13 protein-coding genes and 1 CRISPR repeat array are annotated in these 14,468 nt (G+C 54.0%); of the genes, 4 read left to right on the top strand and 9 right to left on the bottom strand.

Annotated features, from left to right (window positions below; genetic code table 11):
* Positions 1 to 2: 2 nt before the first annotated feature.
* Positions 3 to 1,760, bottom strand: a complete 1,758-nt coding sequence (gene glyS, locus ACZ47H_RS02595; RefSeq protein ID WP_464933930.1) for a glycine--tRNA ligase — start codon at positions 1,758 to 1,760, stop codon at positions 3 to 5.
* A gap of 127 nt (positions 1,761 to 1,887) precedes the next feature.
* Here glyS and speB point away from each other — a divergent pair, with 127 nt between their 5' ends.
* Positions 1,888 to 2,826 (top strand): agmatinase, encoded by a 939-nt coding sequence (speB, locus tag ACZ47H_RS02590; RefSeq protein ID WP_464933642.1) that lies wholly within the window; start codon positions 1,888 to 1,890, stop codon positions 2,824 to 2,826.
* On the opposite strand, the gene ACZ47H_RS02585 is transcribed toward speB, so the two are convergent.
* Positions 2,823 to 3,050 (bottom strand): TFIIB-type zinc ribbon-containing protein, encoded by a 228-nt coding sequence (locus ACZ47H_RS02585; protein WP_464933641.1) that lies wholly within the window; start codon positions 3,048 to 3,050, stop codon positions 2,823 to 2,825. The two genes, speB and ACZ47H_RS02585, sit on opposite strands and share 4 nt — an antisense overlap.
* Positions 3,051 to 3,150: 100 nt before the next feature.
* Here ACZ47H_RS02585 and yciH point away from each other — a divergent pair, with 100 nt between their 5' ends.
* Positions 3,151 to 3,456, top strand: coding sequence for a stress response translation initiation inhibitor YciH (gene yciH, locus ACZ47H_RS02580; protein WP_464933640.1), 306 nt, complete (start codon positions 3,151 to 3,153; stop codon positions 3,454 to 3,456).
* A gap of 84 nt (positions 3,457 to 3,540) precedes the next feature.
* Here yciH and ACZ47H_RS02575 read toward each other — a convergent pair whose 3' ends face one another.
* The 6 genes from ACZ47H_RS02575 to ACZ47H_RS02550 form a co-directional block, all read right to left on the bottom strand.
* Positions 3,541 to 3,729, bottom strand: a complete 189-nt coding sequence (locus ACZ47H_RS02575; RefSeq protein WP_464933639.1) for a hypothetical protein — start codon at positions 3,727 to 3,729, stop codon at positions 3,541 to 3,543.
* Complete coding sequence (locus ACZ47H_RS02570; protein WP_464933638.1) at positions 3,726 to 4,673, bottom strand: NAD(P)/FAD-dependent oxidoreductase; 948 nt, start codon at positions 4,671 to 4,673, stop codon at positions 3,726 to 3,728. Before ACZ47H_RS02570 ends, ACZ47H_RS02575 begins: the two co-directional genes overlap by 4 nt.
* A complete protein-coding gene (locus ACZ47H_RS02565; RefSeq protein ID WP_464933929.1) occupies positions 4,670 to 5,353 on the bottom strand; it encodes a methylenetetrahydrofolate reductase in 684 nt (227 codons plus the stop codon). Before ACZ47H_RS02565 ends, ACZ47H_RS02570 begins: the two co-directional genes overlap by 4 nt.
* A gap of 14 nt (positions 5,354 to 5,367) precedes the next feature.
* Complete coding sequence (locus ACZ47H_RS02560; protein ID WP_464933637.1) at positions 5,368 to 6,240, bottom strand: UbiA family prenyltransferase; 873 nt, start codon at positions 6,238 to 6,240, stop codon at positions 5,368 to 5,370.
* A 74-nt stretch (positions 6,241 to 6,314) separates the two neighbouring features.
* Complete coding sequence (locus tag ACZ47H_RS02555) at positions 6,315 to 6,776, bottom strand: ParB N-terminal domain-containing protein (RefSeq protein ID WP_464933636.1); 462 nt, start codon at positions 6,774 to 6,776, stop codon at positions 6,315 to 6,317.
* Between the two features lie 36 nt (positions 6,777 to 6,812).
* Positions 6,813 to 8,174 carry a TrpB-like pyridoxal phosphate-dependent enzyme gene (locus ACZ47H_RS02550; RefSeq protein ID WP_464933635.1) on the bottom strand — a complete coding sequence of 454 codons (1,362 nt, stop codon included), beginning with the start codon at positions 8,172 to 8,174 and terminating at the stop codon, positions 6,813 to 6,815.
* Positions 8,175 to 8,432: 258 nt separating this feature from the next.
* On the opposite strand from ACZ47H_RS02550, the gene ACZ47H_RS02545 reads away from it, so the two are divergent.
* Positions 8,433 to 8,591 (top strand): hypothetical protein, encoded by a 159-nt coding sequence (locus ACZ47H_RS02545; protein ID WP_464933634.1) that lies wholly within the window; start codon positions 8,433 to 8,435, stop codon positions 8,589 to 8,591.
* Positions 8,592 to 8,659: 68 nt separating this feature from the next.
* Positions 8,660 to 11,714: a CRISPR direct-repeat array (repeat unit 24 nt; unit sequence CTCTTAGTTTTGCTTGTTTTCAAC).
* A gap of 314 nt (positions 11,715 to 12,028) precedes the next feature.
* Positions 12,029 to 13,660: a lysine--tRNA ligase gene (lysS, locus tag ACZ47H_RS02540; protein WP_464933633.1), complete on the top strand. Its 1,632-nt coding sequence runs from the start codon at positions 12,029 to 12,031 to the stop codon at positions 13,658 to 13,660.
* Positions 13,661 to 13,667: 7 nt separating this feature from the next.
* On the opposite strand, the gene ACZ47H_RS02535 is transcribed toward lysS, so the two are convergent.
* Positions 13,668 to 14,459, bottom strand: coding sequence for a DNA polymerase sliding clamp (locus ACZ47H_RS02535; RefSeq protein WP_464933632.1), 792 nt, complete (start codon positions 14,457 to 14,459; stop codon positions 13,668 to 13,670).
* Positions 14,460 to 14,468 lie beyond the last annotated feature (9 nt).

Raw genomic sequence — 14,468 nt, 5'->3', positions numbered from 1 at the left:
TATCACCCATCCACTCCCCGGCTGCTCTCTTCTTCGTCAAACCGTACCGGGGTACCCAGTTCATGGATATCTACTTTATCGTATAAGAACCTTGCCAGGGCCTCAGGGGCCCTCCCGAGCGGGAGGCGGACCTGCCTCCACGTGTCACGATCCCTCATTGTAACAGTCCCATCCTCTAGGGTCTGATAGTCCACGGTGAAGACGGCGGGGACCCCTATCTCATCCATCCTCGCATACCTCTTACCAATACTCCCGCTATCATCGTATAGCACATAGTAGCCGTTCTCGACTAGCAACCGGTACAGCCTCTGCGCCTCCCTCCGCAGCGACTCCTCCTTCTCAACCAGGGGGACGACCCCAGCCTGCACGGGCGCTATGTCTCGGGGGAGGCTGAGGATCGTCCTGCCAGCCTTCTCCCTGTAAGCGTACTCGAAGGCTACATATACGATCCTATCAGTTCCGAATGAGGGCTCAACGACGTGGGGGATTATCCTCTTGCCGGCAACCTTCTCCTCCCTCTCAACAACCCTTATCGCCTCCGGGGGTATCTCGTAGCCCGCTACCCGGATGGCCTCCCCCCTCTCAGCCGCCTCTAGGAGGCGCTCCTCCGGTATCCTAGCAGCCTCGCGGAGTATGCGGCCGGCCTCCGATCTAAAAAGTCTCCCAATATAGGCCTTGTCGAGGAAAGCCCTCTTCACCCTAACCTTGATCGGCTTCTCGTAGGGTTTGAAGACGGTGAGGTCGGCTCCACTGTACTTCATGTGCCTTGACAGGTCATAGTCCCCCCTATAACTGTGGCCTGCAACCTCCACCCAGCCCCACCGGGACACCTTAACCATCTGGTCGAAGGTCTGGGAGGAGTAGTGGGCCCTCTCATTAGGCCCCTTCTCGTCGAAGAACATGTTCTCGTCGGGTACTCCTAGGCTGTTCATGAACCTCTTAGCCACCGCCATCCAGTATGCGAGGCACTTATGTATAATGAGGCCCTTATCCACAGCCTCGTCAACAGTATACTCTCGGGGAGCCTCCCCCTTCTGCTTCATCTCATAGGTCCTTATCCGGAGAACCTCCCCCGCCACCCTATCGTAGAAGGGGCAGCTCCCCTCGGGGTCCTCGGGGTCTATGAAGTACTCCATCTCCATTATAGTGAACTCTCTAAGCCTCATCATCGCCTGCCTGGGGCTTATCTCGTTCCTACCAACACGGCCGATCTGCGCTATGCCCAGTGGGAGCCTCCCCCTCATAACCTCCAGGACCCTCTTGAAGGCGACGAACATCCCCTGGGCTAGCTCGGGGCGCAGGAAGCCGCGGTTCCCCTCATAGGGGCCGATCTGGGTCTCGAATAGGAGGTTGAATAGCTTAACCTCACCCAGAGGCCCACCGCACACGGGGCAGCGTATATCGTGCTCCCTGATAAGCCTCGTCATCTCCTCGGGGCTCAGGCCCTCAGCATCTATGCCTAGCTTCTCCTCTATCAGGTGGTCCGCCCGGAACCTCCTCCCGCACTTGAGGCATGACACTATTGGGTCGGTGAAGTTCTCAACGTGCCCGCTGGCCTCGTAGACGCGGGAGGGGCCTATTATAGGGGTCTCGATCTCCACCACGTAGTTGCTGTGATCCTCTACAATAAACTTCCTCCACTTCTCAATAATCCTCTTCTTCAAGACGGCGCCATAGGGGCCGAAGTCGTAGAATCCAGCGACACCACCATATATCTCGTAGGAGGGCCAGAAGAACCCCCTCCTCCTAGCGAGCTCCATGATCTTGTTGTAGAGGTCCTGCCTCTCCAAACCAAACACCCGCCACAGTAGCCCATTACACCCCGGGTTCCAGCGGCCCCAATTTATACGATGCAGGAGGGTCCCTCTCAACAAGGTGCTGGAGGGGTTGGGTGCGAGGGAGCTCTACACTAGTAGGGGAGAGTGCCTGTTTGGCCCCGAGAGGACTGTGGAGAACCCCCAGTATACTGTTCTAGGAGTTCCCCTCGACTCTACAAGCTCTTATAGGCCCGGGCAGAGATTCGCCCCCCTAGAGATTAGGAGGGCAGTCTACAATATAGAGTGGAACAGCCTCTTCGTAGACGAGGCCTACCTCTACGATGTAGAGGTCGAGGACGCCGGAGACCTAGCAGTAGTCCACGGAGACCCGAAGACTACTCTCGAGAGGCTAGGCAACGTCATAGAGGAGATAGCGGGCTCCGGCAGGATACCAGTGGTGCTGGGCGGAGAACACCTCATACTCTACGGTGTGATCGACGGGCTTGTAAGGGCTGGGCTGAGGCCATGCATAGTGTCCTTTGACGCCCACTTCGACCTCAGGGAGGAGTACCTCGGCCTCCGAATGAGCCACGCCACGGTGATGAGGAGGGTTGTGGAGAAGTTCAGGCCCCCAAGAATATACTATGTCGGCGTGAGGGCCTGGGAGAAGGAGGAGATAGAGTACGCGAAGACCCGGAGGGAGATAGAGTACGAGACAAGCATGGGGCTGAAGAAGATAGGCCCCCTAAACCTCCTAGCATCAATTAGGAGGAGCCTCTCCGGATGCAAGCACATCTACGTAACCATAGACATGGACGCCCTCGACCCCGCCTACGCTCCAGGGGTAGCGAACCCGGAGGCGGTGGGGCTAACCCCCAGCGAGCTCCTACAAATCCTATACGGGCTCGCAACAGATGAGAGGCTAGCCGGGTTAGACCTCGTGGAGGTCTCACCCCCCTACGACCCTGGGGGAGCGACGAGCATACTCGCGGCGAGAATACTCGTGGAGGCACTCATACTGAACCAGCTAGTAAGGAGGGGGGTTAGGCTCTCCGGGATACCCGGTTAGACAGCGTATATCCTCCGCCTCTTCAGGGTCTCCGGGGGAGGCCTAAGCTTCACGAAGATCCTCCCACCGCAGTTCTTACACATCATGTCGTGGAACTGCATAAGCTCCTCCCGCGACATTATAGTCCCGCACCTAATACACATGTAGTAGACGGGCCTCTCCTTGATACCATAGGGTAGAGTCGAGAACTCACCCTCCCACTCGTAGCCCTCACCTTCAGCCAAGGCTCCAGCACCATCCAACCCACAACTGGGAGGGTGAAGGCTTATATCCCTTAACAGGTAGTAACATGGAATCACGCAGGGAAAGGTGGTATCAAAGGCCATGAGTGACCTCTCTATGTGCGGCGGACTCCCCCCGGAGATCTGCGAGCAGCTTTCTGCGGAAGAGCAGATCATAAAGATCAGGGTTGAGAAGAGGAGATTCGGCAGGGAAGTAACAATCATAGAGGGCATCAACGAGAAGGAATTCGACTTGAAGAAGCTGGCCAGCACGCTCAAGAGCAAGCTCGCCACAGGCGGTACAGCTAAGAACGGGCGGATCGAGCTCCAGGGAGACCATAGGCACAGGGTTAGGAAGATTCTCGAGGAGATGGGCTTCCCGCCGGAGAACATAACGATAATAGAGTAAGCCCCGCCAGCCCGGGAATCCCCGCAGCGGCAAGGGAGCCATCCCTAGAGGGTCTTTCCCTCGTCCTAGACGGTTTTAACCCCCTCACCCCAAACCGAGCAGGCTCAACAAGTAGGAGTAGAGGTCCCCACCAGCCCTCCAAGCCATTGACGCCAGTATCCGGAGGGCCGCGAGGGGCCTCCCAGCCACCAGCCCCAGAAGCGCCTCGTGCCCATCATAGTCGATCCGGCCGTCCAGGACGCTGCACAATCCAGCGTCGAAGGCCGCCTTCAATAAGCGTGCGCCCGCGTCGGGTCCCTATAGTATCCCCGGGCGATCCTATACTGCCTCCGCAGCCTCCCAACCAGCTTGGAGACCGCTCCATCCAAGCCCTCCAACCGGTCGCCGGCGAGGTCTATGGAGGACGCCATGCTTGCCAGGAGAGCGTTTGGGTAGAGTCCGCCTCCTGTTAAGGGTTTATTGAAGCCCGCGGCATCACCTACAACCAGAACCCTACCCCTCCTAGGCCTCTCCAGTGGGGGCCCGTGGACCACTATTCCACCATACAATCCAGCCCCCTCGCCTGCCCCTCCAGCTACTGCCCGCTTAACCTTCTTGGGGTCGCGGGAGAGGGCTCCTACAAGAAGGGCCCCGGGCGTCGACAGCCTCCACCTGAACCCCTCTAGCCCCTCCTCAAACCCTATCCACACGTACCCGCCATCCTCCCCGCCTTCCCCTCTGAGTTCACGGTTTAAGCCAAACGTTGTTACTACACGATGCTCTACCCCTATGAGGCTCCTCAGCCGCCCATGCAGGCCCTCAGCCAGCACCACTAGGTCGTAGCTCCTACTCCCCCCCTCCCTAGTTGATACTACTCCCTCGCGGGAGAGGGAGTCAACCCTCACTCCGAGACGGATCCTTGCCCCGTGGGATTCCGCCTCCTCGAGGAGCTCCCACTCCAGCCTGATCCTGTCAAGCTTCACCACCCGGTTCCTCGTATTGATCCTGCACCTGCTTCCACCGGCCTCTAGCTCGACCCCCCTATATGTGGCTTGAATGCTCCTCCTCGCTGGGGGACCTATCAGCTCTACAGTGTCGGATGAAACGAGTCCCGTGCAGTGTGGGGGGAACCCTACTCTAGTGTGCTCCTCATATAATTCAACATCATAGCCCCTCCTTGCGAGCTTGTAGGCGAAGACTAGGCCGGAGAAGCCGCCCCCTACTACTGCGATCCTCAACCCAGCGACTCCCTCAGCGCCTGGCCCGCATCCACTACGCACTCGAAGCTGTGGGGGGCTGAGACTATTATCCCGTCTAGGAGCGTGGAGGCTGGAGTGGCGAGATCCACTATACTGCGGGGATTGGAGCAAAGCGCATCGTCCATTACGAGGTATGCGTAGACCCTCTTACCCATACCATGGGCTTCACCAGCCACCTCCATCAGGAGCCCCTTGTTGCTCCACCCCCTCCAGTCGAGGTTTAGGAGCATGTAGAAGCCCGCGGGGACCCCGAGCCTCCTCCTTATCTCCCCAATACTCCTCCTCAAACTCAAGAGGAGGCCGGGCTCCGGCGCCTCCGGCCTGGTCCTAGCATAATAGACCGCCTCCTCCGGCGTATAGTCACCCACGCTGCTACCCTGCTGCGGGGGGTCCCCGCGGAGGTATACGATCCTCTCTACTCCAAGGGAGCCCAGGGTCTTAGTTATAGTCTTTAGAGCGATAGTGTTGACGTCCACAACCCGGAGGTGAGCGATCACCCGGTAGCCGAGGGCGGAGAGGTACGCTGAGATCACTGGGGAATTATAGTTGGGCTTCCCCAGGGGAGCGTCTGGTATATCGATCCAGTCGAACACCCTCTGCAGCCTGCCAGCTAGCTCAACCAGCCTCCGAGGGTCCCTCGGCGGGTTGAACTCGGCCACCAGCTCCAACACAGCTACCCCGCTAGAGCGCCTATCATGAACCCTAAGAGTCCCAGGAGCATCGCTACTAGAACATTCCTCTTATGCGTTAAAACAGTCCCCCTCCCCTGATCGCGGACTATCCTTACAGACTCATAGACCAGGATTGCATCAACCACCGCGACGAACACGCCATAGGCGATGGGGTCGACGCCCCCCAGTAGTAGTGGGGTGGGGCTGAGGGCGACCGCGGCAAGGTAGAGTATAGCCGCTATAGCTGCAGACCTCCTCTCCCCTAAGATTATGGGGAGAGTCCTAGCCCCCGCCGCCCGATCACCCTCCACGTCAGCGATATCCTTCGCCACCTCCCGCCCCAGGACTGTAAGGAATACCATAGCCCAGAACACGAGGGAGTAGCCCTTCCACTCCCCCAGGACAGCCATAGCGTAGGGGAAGGGGAGGCTTGTAGAGAAGGCCACCATAAGGTTGCCGGGGAACCCGCTCCTCTTACCCCACAAGTCGTAGAGGCTCCCAACGATCCAGCCCAGCACGGCTACGAGGAGGGCCTCCCACCCCAGGGGGTAAGATGCGAGGAGCCCCACCGCTACGAGGAGGGCGTAGCAGGCGTAAGCCGCCTTCACGGAGATTAACCCCGACACGAGCGGCCTCTCGGGAGCATTGATCCTATCGATCTCGATATCAGCTAGGTCGTTGAGTACCATCGACGCCGCAGAGATGGAGAAGCCAGTCGTATAGGCTAGGATGAGGGTTTCCGGCGGGATCCGGGAGACCCCCCTCCCAGCGACTATGGCAAGGCCGACCAGAACAGCGAAGCCAACCATTAAACTGTTAACTACCCTTACCAGCCCAAGGCAAGCCTTAGCCCTGACAGCGAAGCCCTGCTCCAACCCCTGCGCCCTCCAGGTGTGCCTGGAGGAGAATGCTGGGTACTAATATTCTAATTAAGGAATTATAATCGCTTCTAGTAGAGGAGGCTGAGGGGGACCCTCCAGATGACCCTCTTAGCCCATGTATCGTGGATCGTGGTTTTTGGAGGATAGATCCTCCGAGCCAGCTCCTCCACCAGCACTGCCGGGTCCCTCACAACCACCACCCCCCGCCCACCCCGTGTGTGGGAGCCGCCAGCCCCAAGGACTGCTTCAAGGCGCCTGGTGGATGCCCCATGAAGGTTCACCGCCACGGATTCAATATCCCTAGCGTAGTCTATGAAGACGACCGGGACCCTCCGGGCTCCAAGCCTCCTCAATACCATCAGCCTGTGGTGTCCATCAACCAAGAGCATGGTCTCCTCATCTACAACCAGCGGCTTAACAACTGCCCTGATCCTGCGCACCTCCTCCTCCACAATAGCTAGCCTCGCAGGCGTCACACGCTCATGGGGTACAGGTATAGCTGCCTCTAACAGCTCTATTCTAGGCCTCACCCCACGCCACCCCAGTCTCGGGGGAGATTAGGAGGGCTAGGAGCCCCCGTCCAGCCCTGGTATATCCTCCAGCCTCGGCCCCTCAACCACGGCGTCGGTGAGCCTACCCTCCAGGTAATCGCTGTATCCTTGGAGGTCTAGGAGGCCGTGCCCGCTCAGGTTGAAGAGTATTATCCTCTCCTCCCCCTTCTCCCTCGCATCTACCGCCTCATCAATCGCAGCCTTTACAGCGTGAGCGCTCTCGGGGGCTGGTATGATGCCTTCCGCCCTAGCAAAGTATACCGCAGCATCGAACACCTCCGACTGCCTATAGGCCCTCGGCTCCACTAGCCCGTGCTTCACCAGCACAGCTAGGGTGGGGGCTACACCGTGGTATCTCAGTCCGCCGGCGTGTATTGGTGGGGGCACGAACCTGTGGCCGAGCGTATACATGTATACCAGCGGGGTCATCTCTGCAGAGTCCCCGAAGTCGTAGGCCAGCAGCCCACGGGTCATAGAGGGCGCCGCGGTGGGCTCTACCGCTACAAACCTCGTATCAGACCTGCCAGCCAGCCTGTCAGCCATGAAGGGGTAGCTTATCCCGGCATAATTGCTGCCGCCGCCAACAGCCCCTATCACGACGTCGGGGTATACTCCCAGCTCCTCCATCTGCTTCTTAGCCTCCAACCCGATAATGGTCTGGTGTAGGAGGACATGGTTCAATACGCTGCCAAGACTATACCTGGTATCCTCCCTCCCAACAGCGTCCATTATCGCCTCACTTATAGCGATCCCGAGGCTGCCGGGATGATTCGGGTCCTCTGCAAGAAGCCTCCTACCATACTCGGTGTACTCGCTAGGGCTCGGCACAACCTCGGCACCATAGACCTGCATAACGATCTTCCGGTAGGGCTTCTGCATATAGCTGACCCTAACCATGTAAACCCTAACCTTCAAGTCGAAGAGGGCCCCAGCCAGGGCGAGAGCGCTGCCCCACTGGCCAGCACCCGTCTCCGTTGTGAGGCGCCTCACACCCTCCAGCCTATTATAGTAGGCTTGAGCCGCCGCAGTATTGATCTTGTGACTCCCAGTCGGCAGTACGCCCTCGAACTTATAGTAGATCCTAGCAGGCGTCCCCAGCAGCTCCTCCAGCCTCTTAGCCCTCAGCAGCGGAGTCGGCCTACCAAGCCTAGCGTACAATGCACGCAGCTCTCCAGGTATCTCTATGAAGCGCGACCGAGAGAACTCCTGCTCAATAAGGCTCCTAGCGAATACCGGCTCGAGATCAGAAGGCTTAACCGGCTCCCCGTCGGGCCGGAGCATTGGAGGGAGCTCCTCAGGGAGGTCCGGGACAATATTATACCAGTAGGAGGGGATGAGGGAGGCGTCCTGAGACGCCCTCAGCCCAGCTAAATCCATTGGCGCATCGACATCACCTCAACCCAAACCAATAATGCAAGCAGTATAAAAACCTTTCCCACAAAACACCCACACCCATTCACACAACTATCAATCAAAAACCTAAAACCCCTAAATTTTAAACTAGCTGAGTGTATCCACCGTTTTGCTTATTTTCAACTAAAGCCCCGATTCCAAAAACCACTCTCTAGGTTTTGCTTGTTTTCAAGTAAGCAAAAATATGTCGACGCACGATAGTAGAAGTGGCGGTAAATGAAAATGGGCAAGCTAGGGAATGTAATCGCGACACTCATTTCACTCGCGGTCCTCGTGTTTCTGCTTTTCGTTATCCCGGGGATAGGCTTGTTTGTGCTCGCCCTTCTAGTCTTATACGAGGAGGAGCGGAGGAAGAAGAGGAGGAAGGAGAGGGCGAGGTGAAGCGTAGTGGCGGAGTATGAGTATCTAGTCGTGCCCTCCGTGTTCTCCCCCAGCATGCTTAGGCTGGACTCTTAGTTTTGCTTGTTTTCAACTATAATGTTGCGGGCTCACCGCGCTGGTGCTTCTCTTAGTTTTGCTTGTTTTCAACTCGTGAAAGGCGCAGATTTCTACTATAAACAAATCTCTTAGTTTTGCTTGTTTTCAACCCATAAGAAAAGCAAAGAATGGATGCTACGTCTCTTAGTTTTGCTTGTTTTCAACCCTACTCGGGCACAAACCTTGGCGGTGGAAATGCTGCTCTTAGTTTTGCTTGTTTTCAACCCATACCAATGTTAACATACTTCCATAGTTATCTCTTAGTTTTGCTTGTTTTCAACCGGTTATATCGCATGAAGCACTGCATCGATTACTCTCTTAGTTTTGCTTGTTTTCAACCGAAGGGTATGATTTAACCGCGTATCGTGATGAGGCTCTTAGTTTTGCTTGTTTTCAACCCTCTAGTCTACGCGCGTTAAATGAGTTATTCCTCTTAGTTTTGCTTGTTTTCAACCAGCTTTTTGATCGGCTATGCCACTTGTATCCACTCTTAGTTTTGCTTGTTTTCAACGCAAGAGCACCAAGCCTACAGCGGCTATGGCTACTCTCTTAGTTTTGCTTGTTTTCAACATGAGGGAAGAAAATCTACCAAAAATAACGGAGATCTCTTAGTTTTGCTTGTTTTCAACAAACACTATAAGGATACTTTTCAATAAAAAGACTCTTAGTTTTGCTTGTTTTCAACTAAAATCTCTCCGAAAACACCTAAAAAATTCAGCTCTTAGTTTTGCTTGTTTTCAACTTTAGATTTAACACTCTCAGGTGCAAAATCCCCTCTTAGTTTTGCTTGTTTTCAACAAAGTACGAGGTAGTGGCGAGTAATTTAGTCTTCTACTCTTAGTTTTGCTTGTTTTCAACTTGCCCGGCGCTGGATAGACGTACGTGGAGTAGTCTCTTAGTTTTGCTTGTTTTCAACACATCAACCAAATAAATAAGAGGAAGATATTCACTCTTAGTTTTGCTTGTTTTCAACAAAAATAGAACAAATAGCCAAATCACTAGAATCCTCTTAGTTTTGCTTGTTTTCAACCCTGACACCGGCCAGGCTCTCATCGCGGCATCTCTTAGTTTTGCTTGTTTTCAACTCACCCTCCTTGAACACCTCGGTCACCAACTCTCTTAGTTTTGCTTGTTTTCAACTTGAGAAGCTTATGGCGCCAGAGGGGCCCATAGCTCTTAGTTTTGCTTGTTTTCAACAGGTTAAACCGCCAACTGTTCAAGAATGGGTAGAATCTCTTAGTTTTGCTTGTTTTCAACCAGTTACAGTTATGTTAAGGACTCTCTCCTGGTTAGCTCTTAGTTTTGCTTGTTTTCAACGAAACTAACAAACCCAGAAATAACAAAAATCCACTCTTAGTTTTGCTTGTTTTCAACGGGGCATAGTAGCTACAAGTGGCTCAAGGCCTACCTCTCTTAGTTTTGCTTGTTTTCAACTAGCCCTGGACTTAACGCTAGGCTAGGGTGGGGGCTCTTAGTTTTGCTTGTTTTCAACTGGGGGTTGGTTGGGGTTAGGGTAGCTCGCATCCACTCTTAGTTTTGCTTGTTTTCAACTACTGGAGCCGAAGAGATCCTTGATAAGGAGCCTCTTAGTTTTGCTTGTTTTCAACTAGACATACCACGCGGTAATCACTTCACCCATGACACACTCTTAGTTTTGCTTGTTTTCAACTGGGCGGGGGTATAGGATTATTAGCCGCCATCACCTCTTAGTTTTGCTTGTTTTCAACTCCCCCAGGCTAACCCCAACCCATTCGCACCCTCTTAGTTTTGCTTGTTTTCAACTATAATCTACAAGGGGATTATAATATGGAATCGACTCTTAGTTTTGCTTGTTTTCAACTGTCTTGGTGAACTCCTTTAGACCACTGCTAAGCTCTTAGTTTTGCTTGTTTTCAACTGGAGCAGCTATCAGAATTCGCCGACGTCAACTACGATCCAGCTCTTAGTTTTGCTTGTTTTCAACAAAGATATGGAAAGATGCCGCCAACAAGATGCCACTCTTAGTTTTGCTTGTTTTCAACTAGGATACCGTGTAGTGCCTCTGGGTCTCCAGGCGCCTCTCTCTTAGTTTTGCTTGTTTTCAACCCCGTATAGCACTCGGTGAACGCGGAGAACACCCCTCTTAGTTTTGCTTGTTTTCAACCCGTGCTCCAGCACAAGGTCCCTTATCGCCTCTCTTAGTTTTGCTTGTTTTCAACGCAAGAGCACCAAGCCTACAGCGGCTATGGCTACTCTCTTAGTTTTGCTTGTTTTCAACACATCACGCTACCGAGCTGGCTACAAGGCCACTCTTAGTTTTGCTTGTTTTCAACGCGGGCTCTGGTTTCGGGATTGGCGGAACAGCTCGATGGCTCTTAGTTTTGCTTGTTTTCAACCCAACCCCTGGGTTGAAGCCGGTGCCTGCGGCTACTCTTAGTTTTGCTTGTTTTCAACCGTCCTCCAGCAAAGTGTAGAGGTCGAACGCTCTTAGTTTTGCTTGTTTTCAACTTTGAAGAACTCCCTGAGGAAGCCCACCACCTGGTCATCTCTTAGTTTTGCTTGTTTTCAACGAAAAGGAATTAGAGGCCGCCAGGGTAATAGCCTCTTAGTTTTGCTTGTTTTCAACTCCACATATACCGGCTAGAGCTACCGGGATGGCCTCTTAGTTTTGCTTGTTTTCAACTGGATCTATTATAAATCTTACGTTAAATGGAATGCTCTTAGTTTTGCTTGTTTTCAACGCTGCGTCCAAACGAGATGCGCGACGAGGAACGCCGCCTACTCTTAGTTTTGCTTGTTTTCAACCCGATAGGAAGTATCTCATAGTAATCCTCAAGCTTCTCTTAGTTTTGCTTGTTTTCAACAGTATGAAGACTGGAGGCTATACGCGGTTCTCTCTTAGTTTTGCTTGTTTTCAACGTGGATTAGAGGTCCGGGTCCAATACGAATACGGACGCAACTCTTAGTTTTGCTTGTTTTCAACCTACAATCTCCACATATACAGGATAGAGCTGCCACAATGGCCTCTTAGTTTTGCTTGTTTTCAACTAGCCTGTTTGTGTGGTTCTTTTTCATTGTTTTTATCTTGGGGTGGGGATCCCTAGTTCTAACTGGATCCCCTGTCTGGCGTGGCTCATGGTGTCTTGTTGATCAAAAAGTTTTTAAATGTATCTGTGCGGGGGTGGTGCTGCAGACCGATTTTACGCCGGAAAAAACGAACCAGTTGTATAAATAAAATAGTCGCCAAACATGTGTAGTATTTCATTTAATGGTTGTATTGTTTGTTTTTGTGCTGGTTTGGTTGTTTAGAGTTATTATTATGGTGGTGTTGTCCACCTGCCTTTATGGGGTGTGTAGAGGGTTTGGCTCGGCATTGGCTTGACGAGCTAGTTGATAGGTTGGAGGAGGGTTTGAGGCGGAGGCTTGAGGGGAAGGGTGTTGTCATTATTAATGGTGGGTTGAGTGTCTCTGGGCTCCAGCATATTGGCCGTCTTCGCGGGGAGGTTTTGCTTGGCGAGGCTGTTAGGAGGGAGCTTGAGAGGAGGGGTTACCGTGTAAGGCAGCTGCTTACACTGTACACGGTTGATCCCTGGAAGGGTAAGAAGGCGCAGCGGATGCAGTTCACCGACCAGCGGGAGGCTGAGAGGTTTGTTGGGTGGCCCTTGAAGGATGTGCCGGACCCAAAGGGCTGCCATAGGAGCTGGGTTGAGCATTACTGGAGTGATTTCGGCCCCTACCTGGGGGAGTTTACTGATGGAAGGATCGAGATCGTTACCACGGAGGAGTTGTACAGGGGGCCCTTCCGGGAGCTCATACTTAGAGAGGTCCTCCCCAACAGGGAGAAGATACGCGAGATCATCAACAAGTATAGGGGTAGGAAGCCATACCCAGAAGACTGGATCCCAGTGGAGCCCCGCTGCGCGAGATGCGGGAGGATCGATAAGGCCAGGGCCCTAAGAGTTACCGGGGACGGCCGGGTAGAATACGTTTGCAGCAACTGCGGCTACCATGGATACGCTGACCTCTCCGATGTGAAGTTGAACTGGAGGATCGAGTGGGCCGGCGTCTGGAAGGTCCTCTCCGTCGACTTCGAGCCCTACGGGAAAGATCACGCAACCCCCGGGGGGAGCAGGGATAGCTGCGCCGAGCTCTCTGTTAAAGTGTTCAACTATGAGCCGCCGCTTGGAGAGTGGTATGAGTGGGTAAGCTATCGTTTCGGGGGCAGGGAGGCTGACATGTCCAGCAGCAGCTTCACGGGTATGACTCCGAGGGAGTGGCTCATGGTTGCCCATCCCCAGATCCTACGCTTCCTCTTCTTCTACACCCACCCCCATAAGAGGGTGGTGGTGGACCCCCTCCAGATCCCCCAGTACTATGAGCAGTACTATAGGGCTGAGAGGGTCTACTTTGGAGTCGAGGAGGCCGAGGACAAGGAATACCTCAGGAGGACCTATGAGTTGAGCCATCCCAAGGAGCCGCCGGAGAGGCTGCCTGCCCAGGTCCCCTACACGCACGCAGCGATACTTGCACAGCTCATACCACCCGAGAGGATAGGGGAGGCGTTGGAGAGGCTTAAGAGGACGGGACACCTCCCAGAGGAGCCCGACGAGTATAGTCTGGAGTGGGTCCGGGGGCTCTTGGAGAAGGCGGGGAGGTGGGTTGAAGCATACAAGCCAAGTGGGTTGAGGGTCTCTATACTCGAGTCCCTAGATCCCGGGCTCGTCAAGGAGTTGAAGTATAAGGAGGTGTTCGCGGAGCTCGCGGAGAGGCTTGAGAAGCTGGAAGATTGGAGGGAGGACGGCATTAAACAGGCTATGATCGAGGCTACCAGCAGCTTGTCCGGCCGGGAGAGGAGGGAGTTCTACCGTGAATTCTACCGTGTATTCGTTGGAGAGGATAGGGGGCCGAGGGCAGCCCCTCTCCTAAGCCTCCTCGAGAAGGACTTTGTTATAGCACGTCTCAGGGAGGCTGCTGGAGTCGGAGGGGGAGAGTAGATGAGTGCTAGACGATCGAGGGGGCTAGCAGGTATCTCACTCTACTCCCATCAGGACTCTTGAATACTAGTTCTAGGGGCTTCTTGCTGGAGAACTTTATCTCCACCGCCTCCGCTATCTTTGTGAGGTTTAAGACGTTCTTTAGGTATGTGACATCGTATATGCTCGTTGATGGTTCTCTGACATCTAGGTAGAGGAGGGCTGTCGAGACGCCCTCCTGGAGTACTGCTTCAACCTTGGATCTGCCCTCGCCCTTAGCTCTTATGACCAGCTTCCCCTGGCTCGCCTCGAACTCTACCTCCTTACCTACTATCTCGACGTCCTTCACAGTCTTTTTAAGGACGTCTGACATCACGCTCGCTTCTACATCGTGTTCTAGTTCTAGGTTTTCGGGGAGGTCTAGGTATACTTCGATGTTGGGTATGAGGAACCTCTTCACCACGACGCTGTCGATCTGGATAAATATCCTGTCATCGGATACCTTGAATAGGACTGGCTCCCCCTTCTTCCCCTTCTTCAAGGAACTCGCAAGGGACTCGAGGCGGACGCCCATGTAGACTTCCTCCCTAGACTCGTCAACATTGTACTCGAGAAAGGATTCCCTGGGTATGAAGACTTCTATGTAGGCTACCTTGGCAGGATCCATGCCGGCAACCCTAACCCCTTCACCCCTTATATCGAATCTCGCCTCATCAAGGATCTTCGCCAGAGCCTCCACGAACTCCCTGAAGCTTTTAGCGTCGGGGTAGCGCAGTGTTGCGACAACATCCCTTATCTCTGATTCAAGCGTCTCCGCCAATCAACTCAC

The sequence above is a fragment of the Thermodiscus maritimus genome, from assembly GCF_055382595.1.
The sequence above is the reverse complement of the archived record's forward strand: the minus strand, read 5'-3'. Positions and strand labels throughout refer to the sequence as shown.